The following is a 13811-nucleotide window of genomic DNA, read 5'->3' on the forward strand; positions in this document are numbered from 1 at the left end:
GCTTTATGACTGCGGCGGTCAAAAGCCGTTCCATGCTCGTGGACATCGTTCCCGTCGGGGAGGTCACCCCCCGCGTGAAACGGGAGGCCTCCGGCGCGCTCCGATCGGTATACGACTGTGACGTCACGGTCCACGACGATCAGCCGGTCCCCGAAACCGCCTACGACGAGGGGCGCGACCAGTACCGCGCCGAGGACCTGATCGAGACCGTCAGTCGGGTCGGCGGCGGCGAGAAGAACATCGGCATCACCCCGCAGGACCTCTATTATCGCCGCCGGAACTACGTGTTCGGGCTGGCGTACCTCAACGGCAACGGCTCCGTGATCTCCACCCACCGGCTCCGCACCTCCTCCGACGGCGGCGTCTCTTCGAAGCCCGCGATCGACGTGTTCTCCGACCGCGTCCGCAAGGAGGTGGTCCACGAGATCGGTCACACGCTCGGGCTGGAACACTGCGACAACAGCAAGTGCGTCATGTCCTTCTCGCCGACCGTCCGCGAGGTCGACGTGAAAGAGGAGAACCTCTGTGGCACCTGCTCCCGGTTCGTCCGGTAGCCCGACCGCCGGTAGACGTAAACCGCATCCTGTCTAACTACGTCCCATGGCCGCAAAGCCGGAATACCGCGACCGGCCGGACGTCGAGGTCGCGCTGCTGGACGCGCTCGTCGACCGCGGCGACGAAGGAATGACCGTGTTGGAGCTTCGCGCGGCCGTGGACGCCGACATCGACGCCGTCGAGGAGGCGCTCTCGTCGCTGAAGGCGGACTCGCTCATCACCGTCGAGAGCGACGAGCGTGTCCGCGTCTACGCGCACGACCGCGTGATCCCCGACCCCGACGCGCCGGACGACGACCCGCCGGGAGGCATCGTCGACACGATCCGCGACCGACTCGGACTGTGAACAGCCGTTCGGGACCTCGCCCGCCGCGGCTCCGCCCCCCGCGGCTCCGCTCCCCGCGACGCCGCCTGAAGCCAGCGACCTTTTGACGCTCCCCGGCCTCCGTTCGGGTATGAGTCTCGTCTCCGGTACCCACGGCGCCCACGGCGCGACGTACCGCGACCGCGGCGGTCGTCGGGTGGTCGACCACTACGGAAAGCCAGAGCGCGTCGGCAAGGCGGTCCGCAACGTCGTCGGCACGATCGAGATGGGGTACGGCGTGCTCGCGGTCACGGGCGACGACCGCGTCGAATTCGTCGACAACGCCGTCTCCAACCGCGTCCCGGCCGAGGACGGTCAGGGGGTGTACGCGCTCCTGCTGGACCCGCAGGGCGGCATCGAGACGGACATGTACGTGTACAACGCCGACGAGCGACTGCTCGTCTTCCTGCCGCCCGAGCGCGCCGAGGCCGTCGCCGAGGACTGGTCGAGCAAGGTGTTCATCCAGGACGTGGCGGTCGCGGACGCCTCCGACGAGTTCGGCGTGTTCGGCGTCCACGGTCCGAAGTCGACCGAGAAGATCGCGTCGGTGCTCGGCGGACCGGGCGCCCCCGAGAAGCCCCTCTCGTTCGTCCGCGGGTCGATGGTCGACGCCGGCGTCACCGTGATCGCCACCGACGCGCCCCTCGGCGAGGAGGGGTACGAGGTCGTCTGCGCGGCCGACGACGCCGAGGACGTGTTCGACACGCTGATCAACCGCGGGCTCAACGCGGCCCCGTTCGGCTACCGGACGTGGGACGCGCTCTCCGCCGAGGCCGGCACGCCGCTCTTCGAGTACGAGCTGGAAGGAACGGTGCCGAACGTCCTCGGCCTCCGCAACGCCCTCGACTTCGAGAAGGGGTGTTACGTCGGCCAGGAGGTCGTTTCCCGCGTCGAGAACCAGGGGCGCCCGAGCCGCCGGCTCGTCGGGCTCTCGCTCGACGGGCTCGTCGACGCGACCGCCGCGATCGACGGCGACGCGGACCCGGAGGGGTACGACGAGGTCCTGCCGACCCCCGGCGCGGCCGTCTTCGCCGGCGACGAAGCGATCGGGGAAGTGACCCGCGCGGCGGTCGGCCCGGCCTCGGGTGACCCGATCGCGCTGGCGCTGGTCCGGTACGACGCCGACCTCGGCGCGGCCGCCGTGCGCGTCGACGGCGAGGAGGTCGCGGCGACCCGCGCCGCCCTCCCGTTCGTCGACGGGAGCGCGCGCTCCGGGCGGGTCCCGGCGTACCCGAGCGACGAGTAGCTGCCGCCGCGCTCGCTGTCGGCGGCACGCGCGAGGGCGATTATAAGCGCCGTCGCGGAAGCGAGGCGCGAAGCGCCTCTGGCAGCCGGAACACAGCGCCGGCGACTGGGCTTTGGAGGTGTTTGCTGTTGATCCGCTATCGACCGTCGATGAGTGAGCGGCTGAGACGTTGGCGGCGCCCCGCCAGCAGCAACCACGTATAAATGAACGTTTCCAACCGTGACGATCCCGTCACCTCGCTCAGAGAACGAACTGCACGGCGGTGTAGACCCCGAACCCCAGCCCCAGCGAGCCGACGAGCGACCCGATCCACGCGAACACCGTGTAGCTCATCTTCGCCCGACTCACTCCCGCGTCGCCGGCGGCGTAGCCCGCGCCGACGATCGCGGAGACGATGATCTCGTTGAACGAGACCGGGATTCCGAACGCGACCGCGGTCTGTGCGATCGCGAACGAGGGGATGAGCGCCGCGATCGACCGCCGCGGGCCCATCGAGGCGTAGTCCTGCGCGATCGCCTTGATCATCCGCGGCGCTCCGGTCCAGGAGCCGGCGAGCAGGCCGACGCCGCCCCCGACGAGCAGCGTCCACAGGGGGATACCGGCGTCGCCGACGAACAGGGGCACGAGCGGCCCGATCGCCAGTCCGACCTGCGACCCGCCGGCGGAGAACGCGACGAGTCCGCCCATCGCCAGCAGGAATCGTCGCTGGGCCCCCACACGGTCGCGGCCGAGGTCGACGTATACCGCCGCGGCGACGACCGCGGCCATCGCGATCATCGCGAGGAGCGTCCCGATCGATCCGATCCCGAGCCCCGCTCCGACCGCCTCCGCGAGCGACGCCTGCTCGCCCGGCGGCCCCAACAGCGCGAAGCCGACGTTCGCGACGATCGCGCCGACGAGCCCCGCGAGCCCGGCGGTGAGCGCTCGTTCGGGGAGGCGGTCGCCGATCAGCGAGCGCGCCACGACGTAGGCGATCCCGCCGCCGACGAACGGGGTGAGCACCCACAGCGTGAGGATCTCGATGTACTTCGGCCACGCGGGGTCGCCCCCCATCGCGAGGCCGACGCCGACCACCGCGCCGGTGACCGTGAACGCGGTCGCGATCGGATACCCCGCGAACACGCCGATCGCGACGAGCCCGGCGGCGGTGACCAGCGCGACGATGGCCGCGCCCGCGGTGAGCGTGACGCCGCCGATCAGTTCGGTGCCGACCGCCTCGGTCACGTTCGCGCCCTGCAACACCGCGCCGAGGAGTCCGAACACGCCCACGACCAGCCCGGCTCGCATCACGGAGATCGCGTTGGCGCCGACTGCCGGCGCGAACGGGGTCGACCCCGACGAGCCGGCGCCGATCGACCACGCCATAAAGAGGCTCGCCGCGCCGGCGACCCCGAGCGTGAGAACGGTAACGACGACCATTACCGCTGGCCGTCCTCGTAGCCTTCGCGGAGCCCGGCTAAGGTGCGACGAACGAGAAGAAACCCGAAGAAGAAGAGGCCGAGCAGGCTGACGAGAATGATGACGAACAGCGGTTCCACCGAGAGCATACACTCGAATCCGTCGGAACGGTGTTAGGCGTTTCGGCAGCCGCGTCCGACCCCGTGACTAAAGCGCTCGTTTGTGCTTAAGCGAGCTATAAGCTACCACCGGCGTAACGTGGAGACGCGACCCCCGCTTCGGCCCTCTCTCCCGCGATCGTCCCGCGTCGAGCGGGGCGGTTCCTCCGCGACTGCTCTCCTCCCCTCCCTCCCCGATCGACGCGGTCCGGCCTGCGGGGCGTCGCCCCCCGCTCGCGCTCCCCCTTCGCGGGCGGCGTTCACGGCGCGATGCGAAAGCGCTCGAAGACCTCCCCGGCCGGCGTGACGAGTCGTCCGTCGAGCGCCGTCGCCGCGCTCGGGTCGCTCTCGGGGTCGTCGCCCGCAGACGCCGGTTCCAGTTCGGCGTGCGCCGGTCGGTTCCCTCGCGGCTGCGCGTGGCTCCCCGGGTTCAGGATCGGCAGTCCGCCCGCGTCGTCGAAGCGCGGGCGGTGGCTGTGGCCGCAGATCACGGCGTCGGCGTCGCGACCGCGACCCAGCATCAGCAGCCCCGTGTCCCCGCTGCGGTGGCGGTGGGTCACCGCGAACCGGACGTCCTCGTACTCGACCGTGCGGACCTCCGGCAGCCGGTCGCGGATCGCGGCGTCGTCGTTGTTTCCGTACACGGCGCGGAGACGTCGGGCGGCGGACTCGAAGGCGTCGAGCACCGGCTCGCGGTAGAAGTCACCGGCGTGAACGACGAGGTCGGCCGCGCGGACCGCCTCCGCGGTCCGTCCCTGTAGCTTCGACTCCTCGCGTGCGTGGGTGTCGGAGACGACGACGAGCATACTCGCCGTCGGTGCGCGTTCGATTTAAAAGCGCGTCCCGCGGCGAGCGCCGGCCGACCGCTTACGTCGCGCGGCGTTCCTTCGCCTTCGGGCGGAGGTTCTTGTAGCCGCACTTGCGGCAGCGCTTCGCGTCGGGAGAGTTACGGGCGTTACAGCGCATGCAGATCTGCCGGTCGAGGTTGCGGCGTTCGGCGGCGTCGAAACTGGCCATACGGCTACTGTCGCGGCGACGCTGTAAAAGGTTGCGAGACGTGTCGGCGGAGCGGCCCTCGCAGGCGGCCGATGTCGGACGCGGCGGCGGTCGTCGCGCGTCAGGCGCCGGCCTCGGAGAGCGCGGCCTCGATGTCCTCGCGCTGGGTGACGCCGACGAACCGGTCCACGATGCCGTCGTCGTTCTCGACGACGAGCGTCGGCAGCGATCGGACCTGATACTGGTTGGCGATGTCCTGCTCCTCGTCGACGTTCACCTTCTGCAGCTCGAAGGCGTCGCCGAGGTCCTCTTGGAGCTCCTCCAGGATGGGGTCCTGCGTCTTACACGGGCCGCACCAGTCAGCGTGAAAATCCAGCAGTCGAACAGTCATTATCCGGCGGGGTCTACCGTCGGACCGCGCATAAGGGTTTCCCACGCGGCGACGAACGGGGCCGTCGAGTTCCCCGTCCACCGGCCACGGGCGAGGATCACGGGCCGAGAACGGGGATCGCCGGCCGCGAGCGAAACGTTTAGAACGCCGCGCGGGCCACTCACGTGTATGAGCAGTGGCTCCAACTCCGGCGGGCTGATGTCCAGTGCGGGACTGGTCCGCTACTTCGACACCCAAGACCGGGACGCGATCGCGATAAACCCCAAGACCGTCCTCGCGTTCTGCATCCTCTTCGGCGTCTTCGTGCAGATCCTCTCGTTGACCGTCGCGTGACATCCTCCCCGCGCTGAAGCGCGAGGATTCCCACGGCGCGGTTCGGCCGTTCGAGTGCTTCCTAATGACCGCCCCGTAGCGCGCCCTTTTTGCCCGTCCCCCACCGAACACGTGACATGAAAGCAGGCGTCATCGCCGTGCAGGGCGACGTGGCCGAACACGCCGCCGCCGTCCGGAACGCCGCGGCCGCCCACGACGAGCCCGCGGCGGTCGTCGAGGTCCGCGACGCCGGGATCGTTCCCGAGTGCGACGTCCTCCTCATGCCGGGCGGGGAGTCGACGACCATCTCGCGGCTGATCCACCGGGAGGGGATAGCCGCGGAGATCCGCGACCACGTCGCGAGCGGCAAGCCCGTGCTCGCCACCTGCGCCGGGCTCATCGTCTGCTCGCGGGACGCGAAGGACGACCGCGTGGACGCGCTCGGGCTCGTCGACGTCTCCGTCGACCGCAATGCGTTCGGCCGGCAGAAGGACTCCTTCGAGGCGAAGGTCCCGGTGACCGGGCTCGACGACCCGTTCCACGCCGTGTTCATCCGCGCGCCGCTCATCGACGAGGTCGGCGCGGACGTCGACGTGCTCGCGACCGTCGACGGCCGGGCGGTCGCGGTGCGCGACGGCCCGGTCGTCGCCACCGCGTTCCACCCGGAGCTGACCGACGACCCGCGGATCCACGACCTCGCCTTCTTCCCCGAGCGAGAGGTGGTCGCGTGAGCGACTCGGAGGCGGAGGCACGCGAGGAGGCCGTCCTCGACGAGCTGTTCGCCACCATCGAGTCGCGCAAGGCGGAGCTCCCCGAGGGGTCGTACACCGCGTCGCTGTTTACCCACGAGAAGGGCGAGAACGCCGTCTTAGAGAAGATCGGCGAGGAGTCCACGGAGACCATCCTCGCGGCGAAGGACGACGACCTCGACGGGCTCACCGCCGAGAGCGCCGACCTCGTCTACCACCTGCTGGTGCTGCTCGCGATGAAGGACCTCGACCTCGACGACCTCCGCGACGAGCTCCGCGAGCGGTTCTGACGGCTCACCGGTCGCGTTCTAGCTCGCGGTCGATGTCATCGAGCGCCTCCGTCTCCAGCTCGCTGGCGATCCGGCGCTCGAACTCCTCCTCGCCGATCTGCCCCTCGACGTACTGCCGGCGGAGCCGGTCCCGCCTGCTCTCCGAGGCGTCGCCGGACGACGTCGACGAGGTCGACCACGACTCGTCGAAGGAGTCCGGGTTCGACGTCGCGTCGTCGCTCCCGAGCAGCCACGATCCGGCCCGGTACGCGACGTAGACGATCCCGGCGAGAACCGCGAGCGTGACGACTCCGGAGACCACCGCCCACGCGAGACTCAGGACCGCCGAGACGACGGAGACGAGGACGCTGACGCCGACGAGGATCGCCACCGCGATCGCGCCGTAGTAGAGGGCTTTCGTGCCGTCCATACCCGAGAGTCGCGGGTCCGGGCGCAAATATCTTCGCCCCCGGTTTCGGTCGGCAACGCCTTCCTTCTCCGTCAGAAGACTTATTCTCCGGTGTGATTGTTCACTATGAAATGACTCCGGAATCGCGACCGCGAGCGAGCCGCGTCCCCGTGCGGCCCGACGGAGGGCGAGCGTGATCGAGGGATCCGACCGCCGAACCGTCGACCGCCGAACCGTCGACCGGCGAACCGTGCTCGGCGCGCTCGCGGGCGTCGGGGGGGCCGCGCTCGCCGGCTGTTCCGGCTCGGGACCGGACGACGCCCCGACGACCGGCCTGGACCCGGACCGTCTCGACGAGCTCGCGACCCGGTTCGCGCCGACGCTGTACTTCGATTCCGCCGAGCCGTGGTTCCCGACCGACCCGCGACCGTACGCGGCCGAGGAGGACGGCGAGACGGTCGTCGACGGCTTCGCGGCGTTCGACGGCTACCACGCCCGGTACGACGAGGCGGGCGAGCCGCCGAACCCCACCGTGTTCTACAACGGGGTCCGGTACGAGGACTCGCCGCTCGCGGTCGTCCAGTTCTGGCTGTACTCCGCGTTCGATCAGTTCACCGCGAACTTCCACTGGCACGACTGGGAGGTGCTTCACGTCTTCGTCGACCTCGACACCGGAGACCCCCAGCTGTACGTCGCCAGCTCGCACTCCCGGAGCGTCCCGAACAACGAGTTCCTCGACCCGGACCCCGACGTGGTCCCGCGGATCCTCCCCGAGCTCGGCTCGCACTCCAGCACGCTCTCGGTCAACGAGGTCCCCGACCGCTTCCGGCGCGTCGGCGAGGACGACCTGCTCGCGGACATCACGAACACGACGATCGACACCGTCGAGGACCTGCTCGGGATCCCGATCGCGTACGGGCTCCCCCGCGACGAGGGAGCCCGGCTTCCCTTCGTCGTCCCCGAGTACGAGGGCGCACCGATCTACGAGCACCCCGACCTCCCGTCGGTCACGGAGGAGTCGCTGGTCGACGGCGCGCTGACGATCCGGTCGCTCGACGCGCTGCGGTCGCCGCCGACCGACCTCCCGCTCCGGGAGACGGGGATCGCCTTCCGACACGCCGACCGGGAGGACGCGCTCGCCGACGAGGCCGTCGACGAGGTCGTCGGCTACGACCTCGTCGAGAGCGCCGAGTTGGAGGACATCGCCGCGTTCACCGGACCGCAGCTCAGCTTCGAGTTCGCCGTCCCGGAGACGGTCGAGGACGCCGTCGCGAGCCACATCACGACCACGGGCGTGCCGTGGGAGCAGCCGCGCTACGAGAACCCCGCGCTCGACGTCACCGCCGGGAACCACCGCGCGGAGCTCGCCGAGCGGTACGAGGCGATCGCCGCCGACGAGTCGTTCGGCGCCGGGGCCGCCGGCGCGCTCGACGCCGTCGTCGCCCGCGTCACGCAGGCGACCGAGAGCGACGACGCCCCCGACGGCGAGGGGCTGACGACGACCGACGCGAGCGTCGAGTCGTTCGTCCTCATCGAGAGCGACCCCGAGGCGGTCCCGACGTTCGCCGGCGGGGTCGCGGTCGCGAACGGCGTCCCCGAGGGCGACCACCGCCTGACGGTCAACGGCGCCGGGCAGGCCCCGCACAGCGAGGAGCTGACCGTCTCGGCCGACGAGCCGGTGACCGCCGCGGGCGTCGACGGCGAGATCCCGCTGGTCGCCAGGGAGAACGCGCGGAAGGTGGAGCTCTCGGACGCGGACAGCGACGTCGACCTGACCCGCACGGCGATCGAGGACGACTTCGCCGGTCGGATCTACGACTCCGCGATCGACGGGAGCGACGCGGTGTACGTCCACGCCGGCGGCGCGTACACGACCGAGGTCCGCGACGCCGACGACGAGGTCGGCGCGTACCGGGTCAACCCGGAGCCCCCGGGGGCGGGAGACGGTGACAGTGGCGACGACGACGATGACGACGACGCGGAGGGCGGAGAGGAGCCCGATCCGATCCGGATCGAGCGTCCGGAGACCGGGGCGGCCCCGCTCGCCGGCTACGTCGCCGACGTCGCCGAGGAAACGCGGGCCGCGGTCGCGGCCGCGGCGGCGGGAGATGACGACGACGACGACGACGACGATGACGACGACGGGAGCGACGGCGACGGCTCAGACGACGGAGCCGAGAACGCGGTGAACGGGCTCGAACGCGCCCTCGCCGCCGCGGTCGAGGCCGCGGAGCGGGCCGAGGAGCGCGCCCGCGAGGGCGACGGCGAGGGGACCGAGCGCCAGCTCGAGAACGTCGCCGACCGGATCGCGCGGATCGAAGAGCGGCTCGCGGCGGCGCGCGAGGACCTCCCGTCCGGGCTCGCGAACGCCACCGGAAAGCGGGTCGAGCAGGCGACGCGGCGCGTCGAGCAGGCGCAAAACGCCGGGAAGCTGTAGCCGGGCGGTCCGTTCCGTTCCCGTCACCGGCGCGACCCGGCCCACGAGCCCGCGTGCTAGGCCGCACCAGAGGATGGAAAGCTATACGACGCCGACCCGACCACGAGTATATAAGCAGATGTCTCAGGAGGGTTACGACCACACTGCGGTCGAGAAGCGGTGGCAGGAGGCGTGGGACGACGCCTCCGTGTATCACACGCCGGACGAGGCCGACGACCCGACGTACGTGCTGGGGATGTACCCGTATCCGTCGGGGAAGCTCCACATGGGTCACGTCCGCAACTACACCATCACGGACGCGTACGCCCGATATCGTCGGATGCGCGGCGACGACGTGCTCCACCCGATGGGGTGGGACGCGTTCGGGCTCCCGGCCGAGAACGCCGCGAAGGAGCGCGACACCAACCCCCGCGACTGGACGTTCGACTGCATCGACACGATGAGAGGGCAGATGCGGTCGATGGGGTTCGGCTACGACTGGGACCGCGAGATCACCACCTGCACCCCCGAGTACTACAAGTGGAACCAGTGGCTGTTCACCCGCTTTCACGACGCGGGCCTGGTCGAGCGCCGCGACGCCGAGGTGAACTGGTGTCCCTCCTGTGAGACCGTCCTCGCCGACGAGCAGGTCGAGGGCGACGCCGAGTTGTGCTGGCGCTGTGACACCCCCGTCGAGGCCCGCGAGCTGGACCAGTGGTTCCTCGAGATCACCGAGTACGCCGACGAGCTGCTGGAGGCCATTGACGACCTGGAGGGATGGCCCAACTCGGTGCGCCAGATGCAGCGCAACTGGATCGGCCGGCAGTACGGGACGACGCTGGATTTCGAGGTCAGCGAGGCGCGAAGCGCCTCGAACGGACGCGGCGAGGGGACCGAGCCGCGGGAGTACGGCCCCGTCGAGGCGTTCACGACCCGCGTCGACACCGTCTACGGCGCGACGTTCTTCGCGCTCGCGCCGGACCACCCGATCAGCGAGGAGCTGGCCGCCGAGGACGACGCGGTCCACGAGTTCGTCCACCACGAGGCCGACCCCGAGGGCGACGAGCCGAACGGCGTCGAGACCGGCCTGACCGCCACGAACCCGGCCACGGGCGAGGAGATCCCCGTCTTCGTCGCCGACTTCGTCCTCTCGGACGTGGGGACGGGCGCGCTGATGGCGGTGCCCGCGCACGACGAGCGCGACCACGCGTTCGCGACGAAGATGGGCGTCGAGATCCGACCGGTCGTCGCGCCGGAGCCCGACGACTGGGACGGCGAGTCGGTCCCGGACGCGCCGGACGTGAGCGAGGAGGCGTTCACCGACGACGGCGTGCTCATCGACTCCGGGGAGTACAGCGGCCTCGACAGCGAGACGGCCCGCGAGCGGCTCACCGAGGACATCGAGAGCGCGGCGGAGAGCACCCAGTACCAGCTGCGAGACTGGGGGATCTCCCGTCAGCGCTACTGGGGCACCCCGATCCCTGTCGTCCACTGCGACGACTGCGGACCGGTGATGGTCCCGAACGAGGAGCTGCCCGTCGAGCTGCCCGAGTTCATCAACACCACGGGGAACCCGCTGGACGCCGCCGAGGAGTGGAAGGAGACGACCTGTCCGGAGTGCGGCGAGCCCGCGACCCGCGAGACGGACACGATGGACACGTTCGTCGACTCCTCGTGGTACTTCCTGCGCTACGTCTCGCCCGACCTCGACGACGCTCCCTTCGATCTCGACCGCGCGAACGACTGGATGCCCGTCGATCAGTACGTCGGCGGCATCGAACACGCCGTGATGCACCTGCTGTACTCCCGCTTTTTCACCAAGGTGCTGGCCGACGAGGAGGGGCTCGAGCACCGCGAGCCGTTCACGAACCTGCTGGCGCAGGGGATGGTCCAGCTGGCGGGCGAGAAGATGTCCAAGTCGAAGGGGAACGTCGTCTCGCCCCAGCGGATCGTCGACGAGTACGGCGCGGACACGGCCCGCCTGTTCATGATGCAGGCCGCCCAGCCCGAACGCGACTTCGACTGGTCCGAGGAGGGCGTCAGGTCGACCCACCGGTTCCTCTCCCGACTGAGCGACCTCGTCGAGGATCACGCCGCGGGCGACGGCGGGACGAGCGACGGCGGCGACGGGACCGGAGACGACGCGGACGACCGCGACGCGGCCGACCGGGACACGATCGACGACTACGTCGCCGACGAGGTCGACGCCGCCGTCGCCATCGCGGGCGCGGAGTACGACGACCTGACGTTCAACGTCGCGCTCCGCGAGGCGCAGGACCTCGTGGGGACGCTGCGGAGCTACCGCGAGCACGCCGACCCGGACCCCGAGACGTACGAGCGCGGGCTCGGCGTGGTCGTGCGGCTGCTCGCGCCGGTCGTCCCGCACCTCGCCGAGGAGCTGTGGGCGGCGCTGGGTCGCGACGGGTTCGTCGTCGAGGCCGACTGGCCGACCGCGACCGTCGACCGCGAGACGGTCGAGAAGCGCCGCCGGCTGGTGGCGAACACCCGCGAGGACGTGCGCGACATCGTCGACGTCGCCGGCATCGAGGACCCCGAGCGGATCGACGTCGTCGTCGCGCCCGACTGGAAGTACGACGCGCTGGAGATCGCGATCGACAGCGACGCGGACAACCTCATCTCGGAGCTGATGCAAGAGAGCCACATCCGCGAGCAGGGCGACGACGCCGCCTCGTACGGACAGGACCTCCAGGCGAACCGCGAGGCGCTCCGGGAGACCCTGTCGGGCGACGACGAGTACGACGCCCTGCGGGCGGCCGCGTGGCTGATCGAGCGCGAGTTCGACGCCCCGGTCCGCGTCGAGCGCGCCGCGGACGCCGACGACGCGGTGGTCGGGAAGGCCGAGCCGGGCCGTCCCGCGATCGACATCGTCGAGTAGCGGCCCGGCGCTCATGTTTAAATCGGCCTCGGCGGCCCGGAAGCGATTAGTCGGCGGCGACACCCGATCGCGTATGGACGACCCCTACGCCCCCGCCCGCGACGCCCTCGACGGCGACGGGCTGGCCGGCACGGGCGACGGCGACGCGCGCGACTCCGTCGATTCCGACCCGGCCGTCCTCGCCGCCCGCCTCGACGACGCCGACCCGCTCTCCGCGTTCGCCGACCGGTATCACGTTCCCGAGGGGGTCTTATACATGGACGGCAACTCGCTCGGTCCGGCGAGCGACGCCGCCCTCGCGAGCCTCGACCGCGTCGTCGAGGAGTGGCGCGAGCGGCTGATCGGCGGGTGGACCGACGCCGACCCGCCGTGGTTCTCGGTCGGCGAGCGGCTCGGCGACGCGCTCGCGCCCCTCGTCGGCGCGGACCCCGCGGAGGTCGTCGTCGGCAACTCGATCACGGTGAACCTCCACACCCTGATCGGTACCTTCCTCGACGAGCTGCTGGCCGGCAACGGCCCGGAGCGAGCGGGGAGCGCGGCGGCGGACGGGAGGTGGGACCCCGCGGTCGACCCCGCCGTCCTCGTCAACGAGCTCGACTTCCCCTCCGATCACTACGCGGTCCGCGCGCAGCTCCGCCAGCGCGGGATCGATCCGGACGAGAAGCTGCGCGTCGTCGAGAGCCGCGACGGGCGGACGATCGACCCGCGCGATATCGAGGCCGCGCTCGACGCGCACGACGACGTCGGGATCGTGTGGATGCCGACCGCGCTGTACCGCTCCGGCCAGCTGTTCGACGTCGCGCGGATCGCCGCGGCCGCCCACGAGGCGGGCGCGTACGCCGGGTTCGACGCGGCCCACTCCGCCGGGGCGGTCCCGCACGAGTTCGGCGCGGCCGGCGTCGACTTCGCGGTGTGGTGCACGTACAAGTACCTCAACGCCGGGCCCGGCTCCGTCGGCGCGCTGTTCGTCGCCGAGCGCCACCACGGGCTCACGCCCGCGCTCGCCGGGTGGTGGGGCCACGAGAAGGCGACGCAGTTCGAGATGAACACGACGTACACTCCCGCCGACTCGGCGGGCGCGTGGCAGATCGGGACGCCGCCGCTGCTGGCGGCCGCGCCCCTGGAGGGCTCGATCGAACTTCTGCGGCAGGCGGGGATCCGGCGCGTTCGGAGGAAGTCGCTCGCGCTCACCGACTACCTGATCGCGCTCGTCGACGACCGCCTCCCCGAGATTTCGGTCGGCACGCCCCGCGAGCACGCGGCCCGCGGCGGCCACGTCGCCCTCGAACACCCCGACGCGGAGCGATTGAGCGCGGCCCTGAGAGACCGCGGGGTGGTCGTCGACTTCCGGCCGCCGAACGTCGTCCGCGTCTGCCCGGCCGCGCCCTACACCTCCTTCGCCGACGTCCTCGAGGTGGTCGACGAGATCGAGGCGATCCTCGACAGCGGCGCGCACGAGGCGTACGCGACGAACGAGGGCGGCGTTACGTAGGCGTAGCGGCGATTGTTTATAAATAGATGAGCGGGGGCGTGCGCCTCCGAGTGGCCGATAGGCCACGAGGAGCGCCGCGCGAGGGAGTCGCTGGCGCGTTCCGCGCCAGCGACGAGGCTGGGGAGGTGTGAGGCTGCGGTGCTGTGCGGGGCGGGACTCAA

Annotated in this window: 15 protein-coding genes; 9 read left to right on the forward strand and 6 right to left on the reverse strand. The window is 70.9% G+C overall.

Annotated features, from left to right (window positions below; all coding sequences use genetic code 11):
• The first annotated feature begins 32 nt into the window (after nucleotides 1–32).
• The 3 genes from R6U01_RS14890 to R6U01_RS14900 all read left to right on the forward strand — a co-directional run bounded on the left by R6U01_RS14890 (nucleotide 33) and on the right by R6U01_RS14900 (nucleotide 2164).
• On the forward strand, nucleotides 33–554 hold the full coding sequence (locus tag R6U01_RS14890; protein WP_410287229.1) for an archaemetzincin family Zn-dependent metalloprotease: 522 nt from the start codon (nucleotides 33–35) through the stop codon (nucleotides 552–554).
• A 46-nt stretch (nucleotides 555–600) separates the two neighbouring features.
• Nucleotides 601–900, forward strand: a complete 300-nt coding sequence (locus R6U01_RS14895; protein WP_410287230.1) for a DUF6432 family protein — start codon at nucleotides 601–603, stop codon at nucleotides 898–900.
• A gap of 109 nt (nucleotides 901–1009) precedes the next feature.
• Entirely contained in the window at nucleotides 1010–2164 is a 1155-nt protein-coding gene (locus R6U01_RS14900; protein ID WP_410287231.1) for an aminomethyltransferase family protein, read from the forward strand.
• Between the two features lie 240 nt (nucleotides 2165–2404).
• Here R6U01_RS14900 and R6U01_RS14905 read toward each other — a convergent pair whose 3' ends face one another.
• From R6U01_RS14905 to R6U01_RS14925, 5 genes are all read right to left on the reverse strand, one after another.
• Complete coding sequence (locus R6U01_RS14905) at nucleotides 2405–3583, reverse strand: inorganic phosphate transporter (RefSeq protein ID WP_410287232.1); 1179 nt, start codon at nucleotides 3581–3583, stop codon at nucleotides 2405–2407.
• On the reverse strand, nucleotides 3583–3711 hold the full coding sequence (locus tag R6U01_RS14910) for a hypothetical protein (RefSeq protein WP_410287233.1): 129 nt from the start codon (nucleotides 3709–3711) through the stop codon (nucleotides 3583–3585). Before R6U01_RS14910 ends, R6U01_RS14905 begins: the two co-directional genes overlap by 1 nt.
• Before the next feature lie 269 nt (nucleotides 3712–3980).
• Nucleotides 3981–4526, reverse strand: coding sequence for a metallophosphoesterase (locus R6U01_RS14915; RefSeq protein ID WP_410287234.1), 546 nt, complete (start codon nucleotides 4524–4526; stop codon nucleotides 3981–3983).
• A 61-nt stretch (nucleotides 4527–4587) separates the two neighbouring features.
• Nucleotides 4588–4737 carry a 50S ribosomal protein L40e gene (locus R6U01_RS14920; RefSeq protein WP_410287235.1) on the reverse strand — a complete coding sequence of 50 codons (150 nt, stop codon included), beginning with the start codon at nucleotides 4735–4737 and terminating at the stop codon, nucleotides 4588–4590.
• A gap of 100 nt (nucleotides 4738–4837) precedes the next feature.
• The gene (locus tag R6U01_RS14925; RefSeq protein WP_410287236.1) at nucleotides 4838–5107 is read right to left on the reverse strand and encodes a thioredoxin family protein; all 270 of its coding nucleotides are present in this window, start codon (nucleotides 5105–5107) and stop codon (nucleotides 4838–4840) included.
• A gap of 168 nt (nucleotides 5108–5275) precedes the next feature.
• Here R6U01_RS14925 and R6U01_RS14930 point away from each other — a divergent pair, with 168 nt between their 5' ends.
• The 3 genes from R6U01_RS14930 (at nucleotide 5276) to hisE (ending at nucleotide 6458) form a co-directional block, all read left to right on the forward strand.
• Complete coding sequence (locus tag R6U01_RS14930; protein WP_410287237.1) at nucleotides 5276–5440, forward strand: preprotein translocase subunit Sec61beta; 165 nt, start codon at nucleotides 5276–5278, stop codon at nucleotides 5438–5440.
• A 116-nt stretch (nucleotides 5441–5556) separates the two neighbouring features.
• Nucleotides 5557–6150, forward strand: a complete 594-nt coding sequence (pdxT, locus tag R6U01_RS14935; protein WP_410287238.1) for a pyridoxal 5'-phosphate synthase glutaminase subunit PdxT — start codon at nucleotides 5557–5559, stop codon at nucleotides 6148–6150.
• The gene (gene hisE / locus R6U01_RS14940) at nucleotides 6147–6458 is read left to right on the forward strand and encodes a phosphoribosyl-ATP diphosphatase (RefSeq protein ID WP_410287239.1); all 312 of its coding nucleotides are present in this window, start codon (nucleotides 6147–6149) and stop codon (nucleotides 6456–6458) included. The genes pdxT and hisE overlap by 4 nt, the downstream gene beginning before the upstream one ends.
• Before the next feature lie 4 nt (nucleotides 6459–6462).
• Here hisE and R6U01_RS14945 read toward each other — a convergent pair whose 3' ends face one another.
• Nucleotides 6463–6867 (reverse strand): hypothetical protein, encoded by a 405-nt coding sequence (locus R6U01_RS14945; RefSeq protein WP_410287240.1) that lies wholly within the window; start codon nucleotides 6865–6867, stop codon nucleotides 6463–6465.
• Nucleotides 6868–7039: 172 nt separating this feature from the next.
• Between R6U01_RS14945 and R6U01_RS14950 the strand changes: the two genes are divergently transcribed.
• From R6U01_RS14950 to kynU, 3 genes are all read left to right on the forward strand, one after another.
• Nucleotides 7040–9283 (forward strand): hypothetical protein, encoded by a 2244-nt coding sequence (locus R6U01_RS14950; RefSeq protein WP_410287241.1) that lies wholly within the window; start codon nucleotides 7040–7042, stop codon nucleotides 9281–9283.
• A 118-nt stretch (nucleotides 9284–9401) separates the two neighbouring features.
• Nucleotides 9402–12158, forward strand: a complete 2757-nt coding sequence (leuS, locus tag R6U01_RS14955) for a leucine--tRNA ligase (protein WP_410287242.1) — start codon at nucleotides 9402–9404, stop codon at nucleotides 12156–12158.
• A gap of 73 nt (nucleotides 12159–12231) precedes the next feature.
• The gene (gene kynU, locus R6U01_RS14960) at nucleotides 12232–13650 is read left to right on the forward strand and encodes a kynureninase (RefSeq protein ID WP_410287243.1); all 1419 of its coding nucleotides are present in this window, start codon (nucleotides 12232–12234) and stop codon (nucleotides 13648–13650) included.
• The last annotated feature ends 161 nt before the right edge of the window (nucleotides 13651–13811 follow it).

The organism is Halorubrum sp. (assembly GCF_046498025.1).
Classification (GTDB): Archaea; Halobacteriota; Halobacteria; order Halobacteriales; family Haloferacaceae; genus Halorubrum.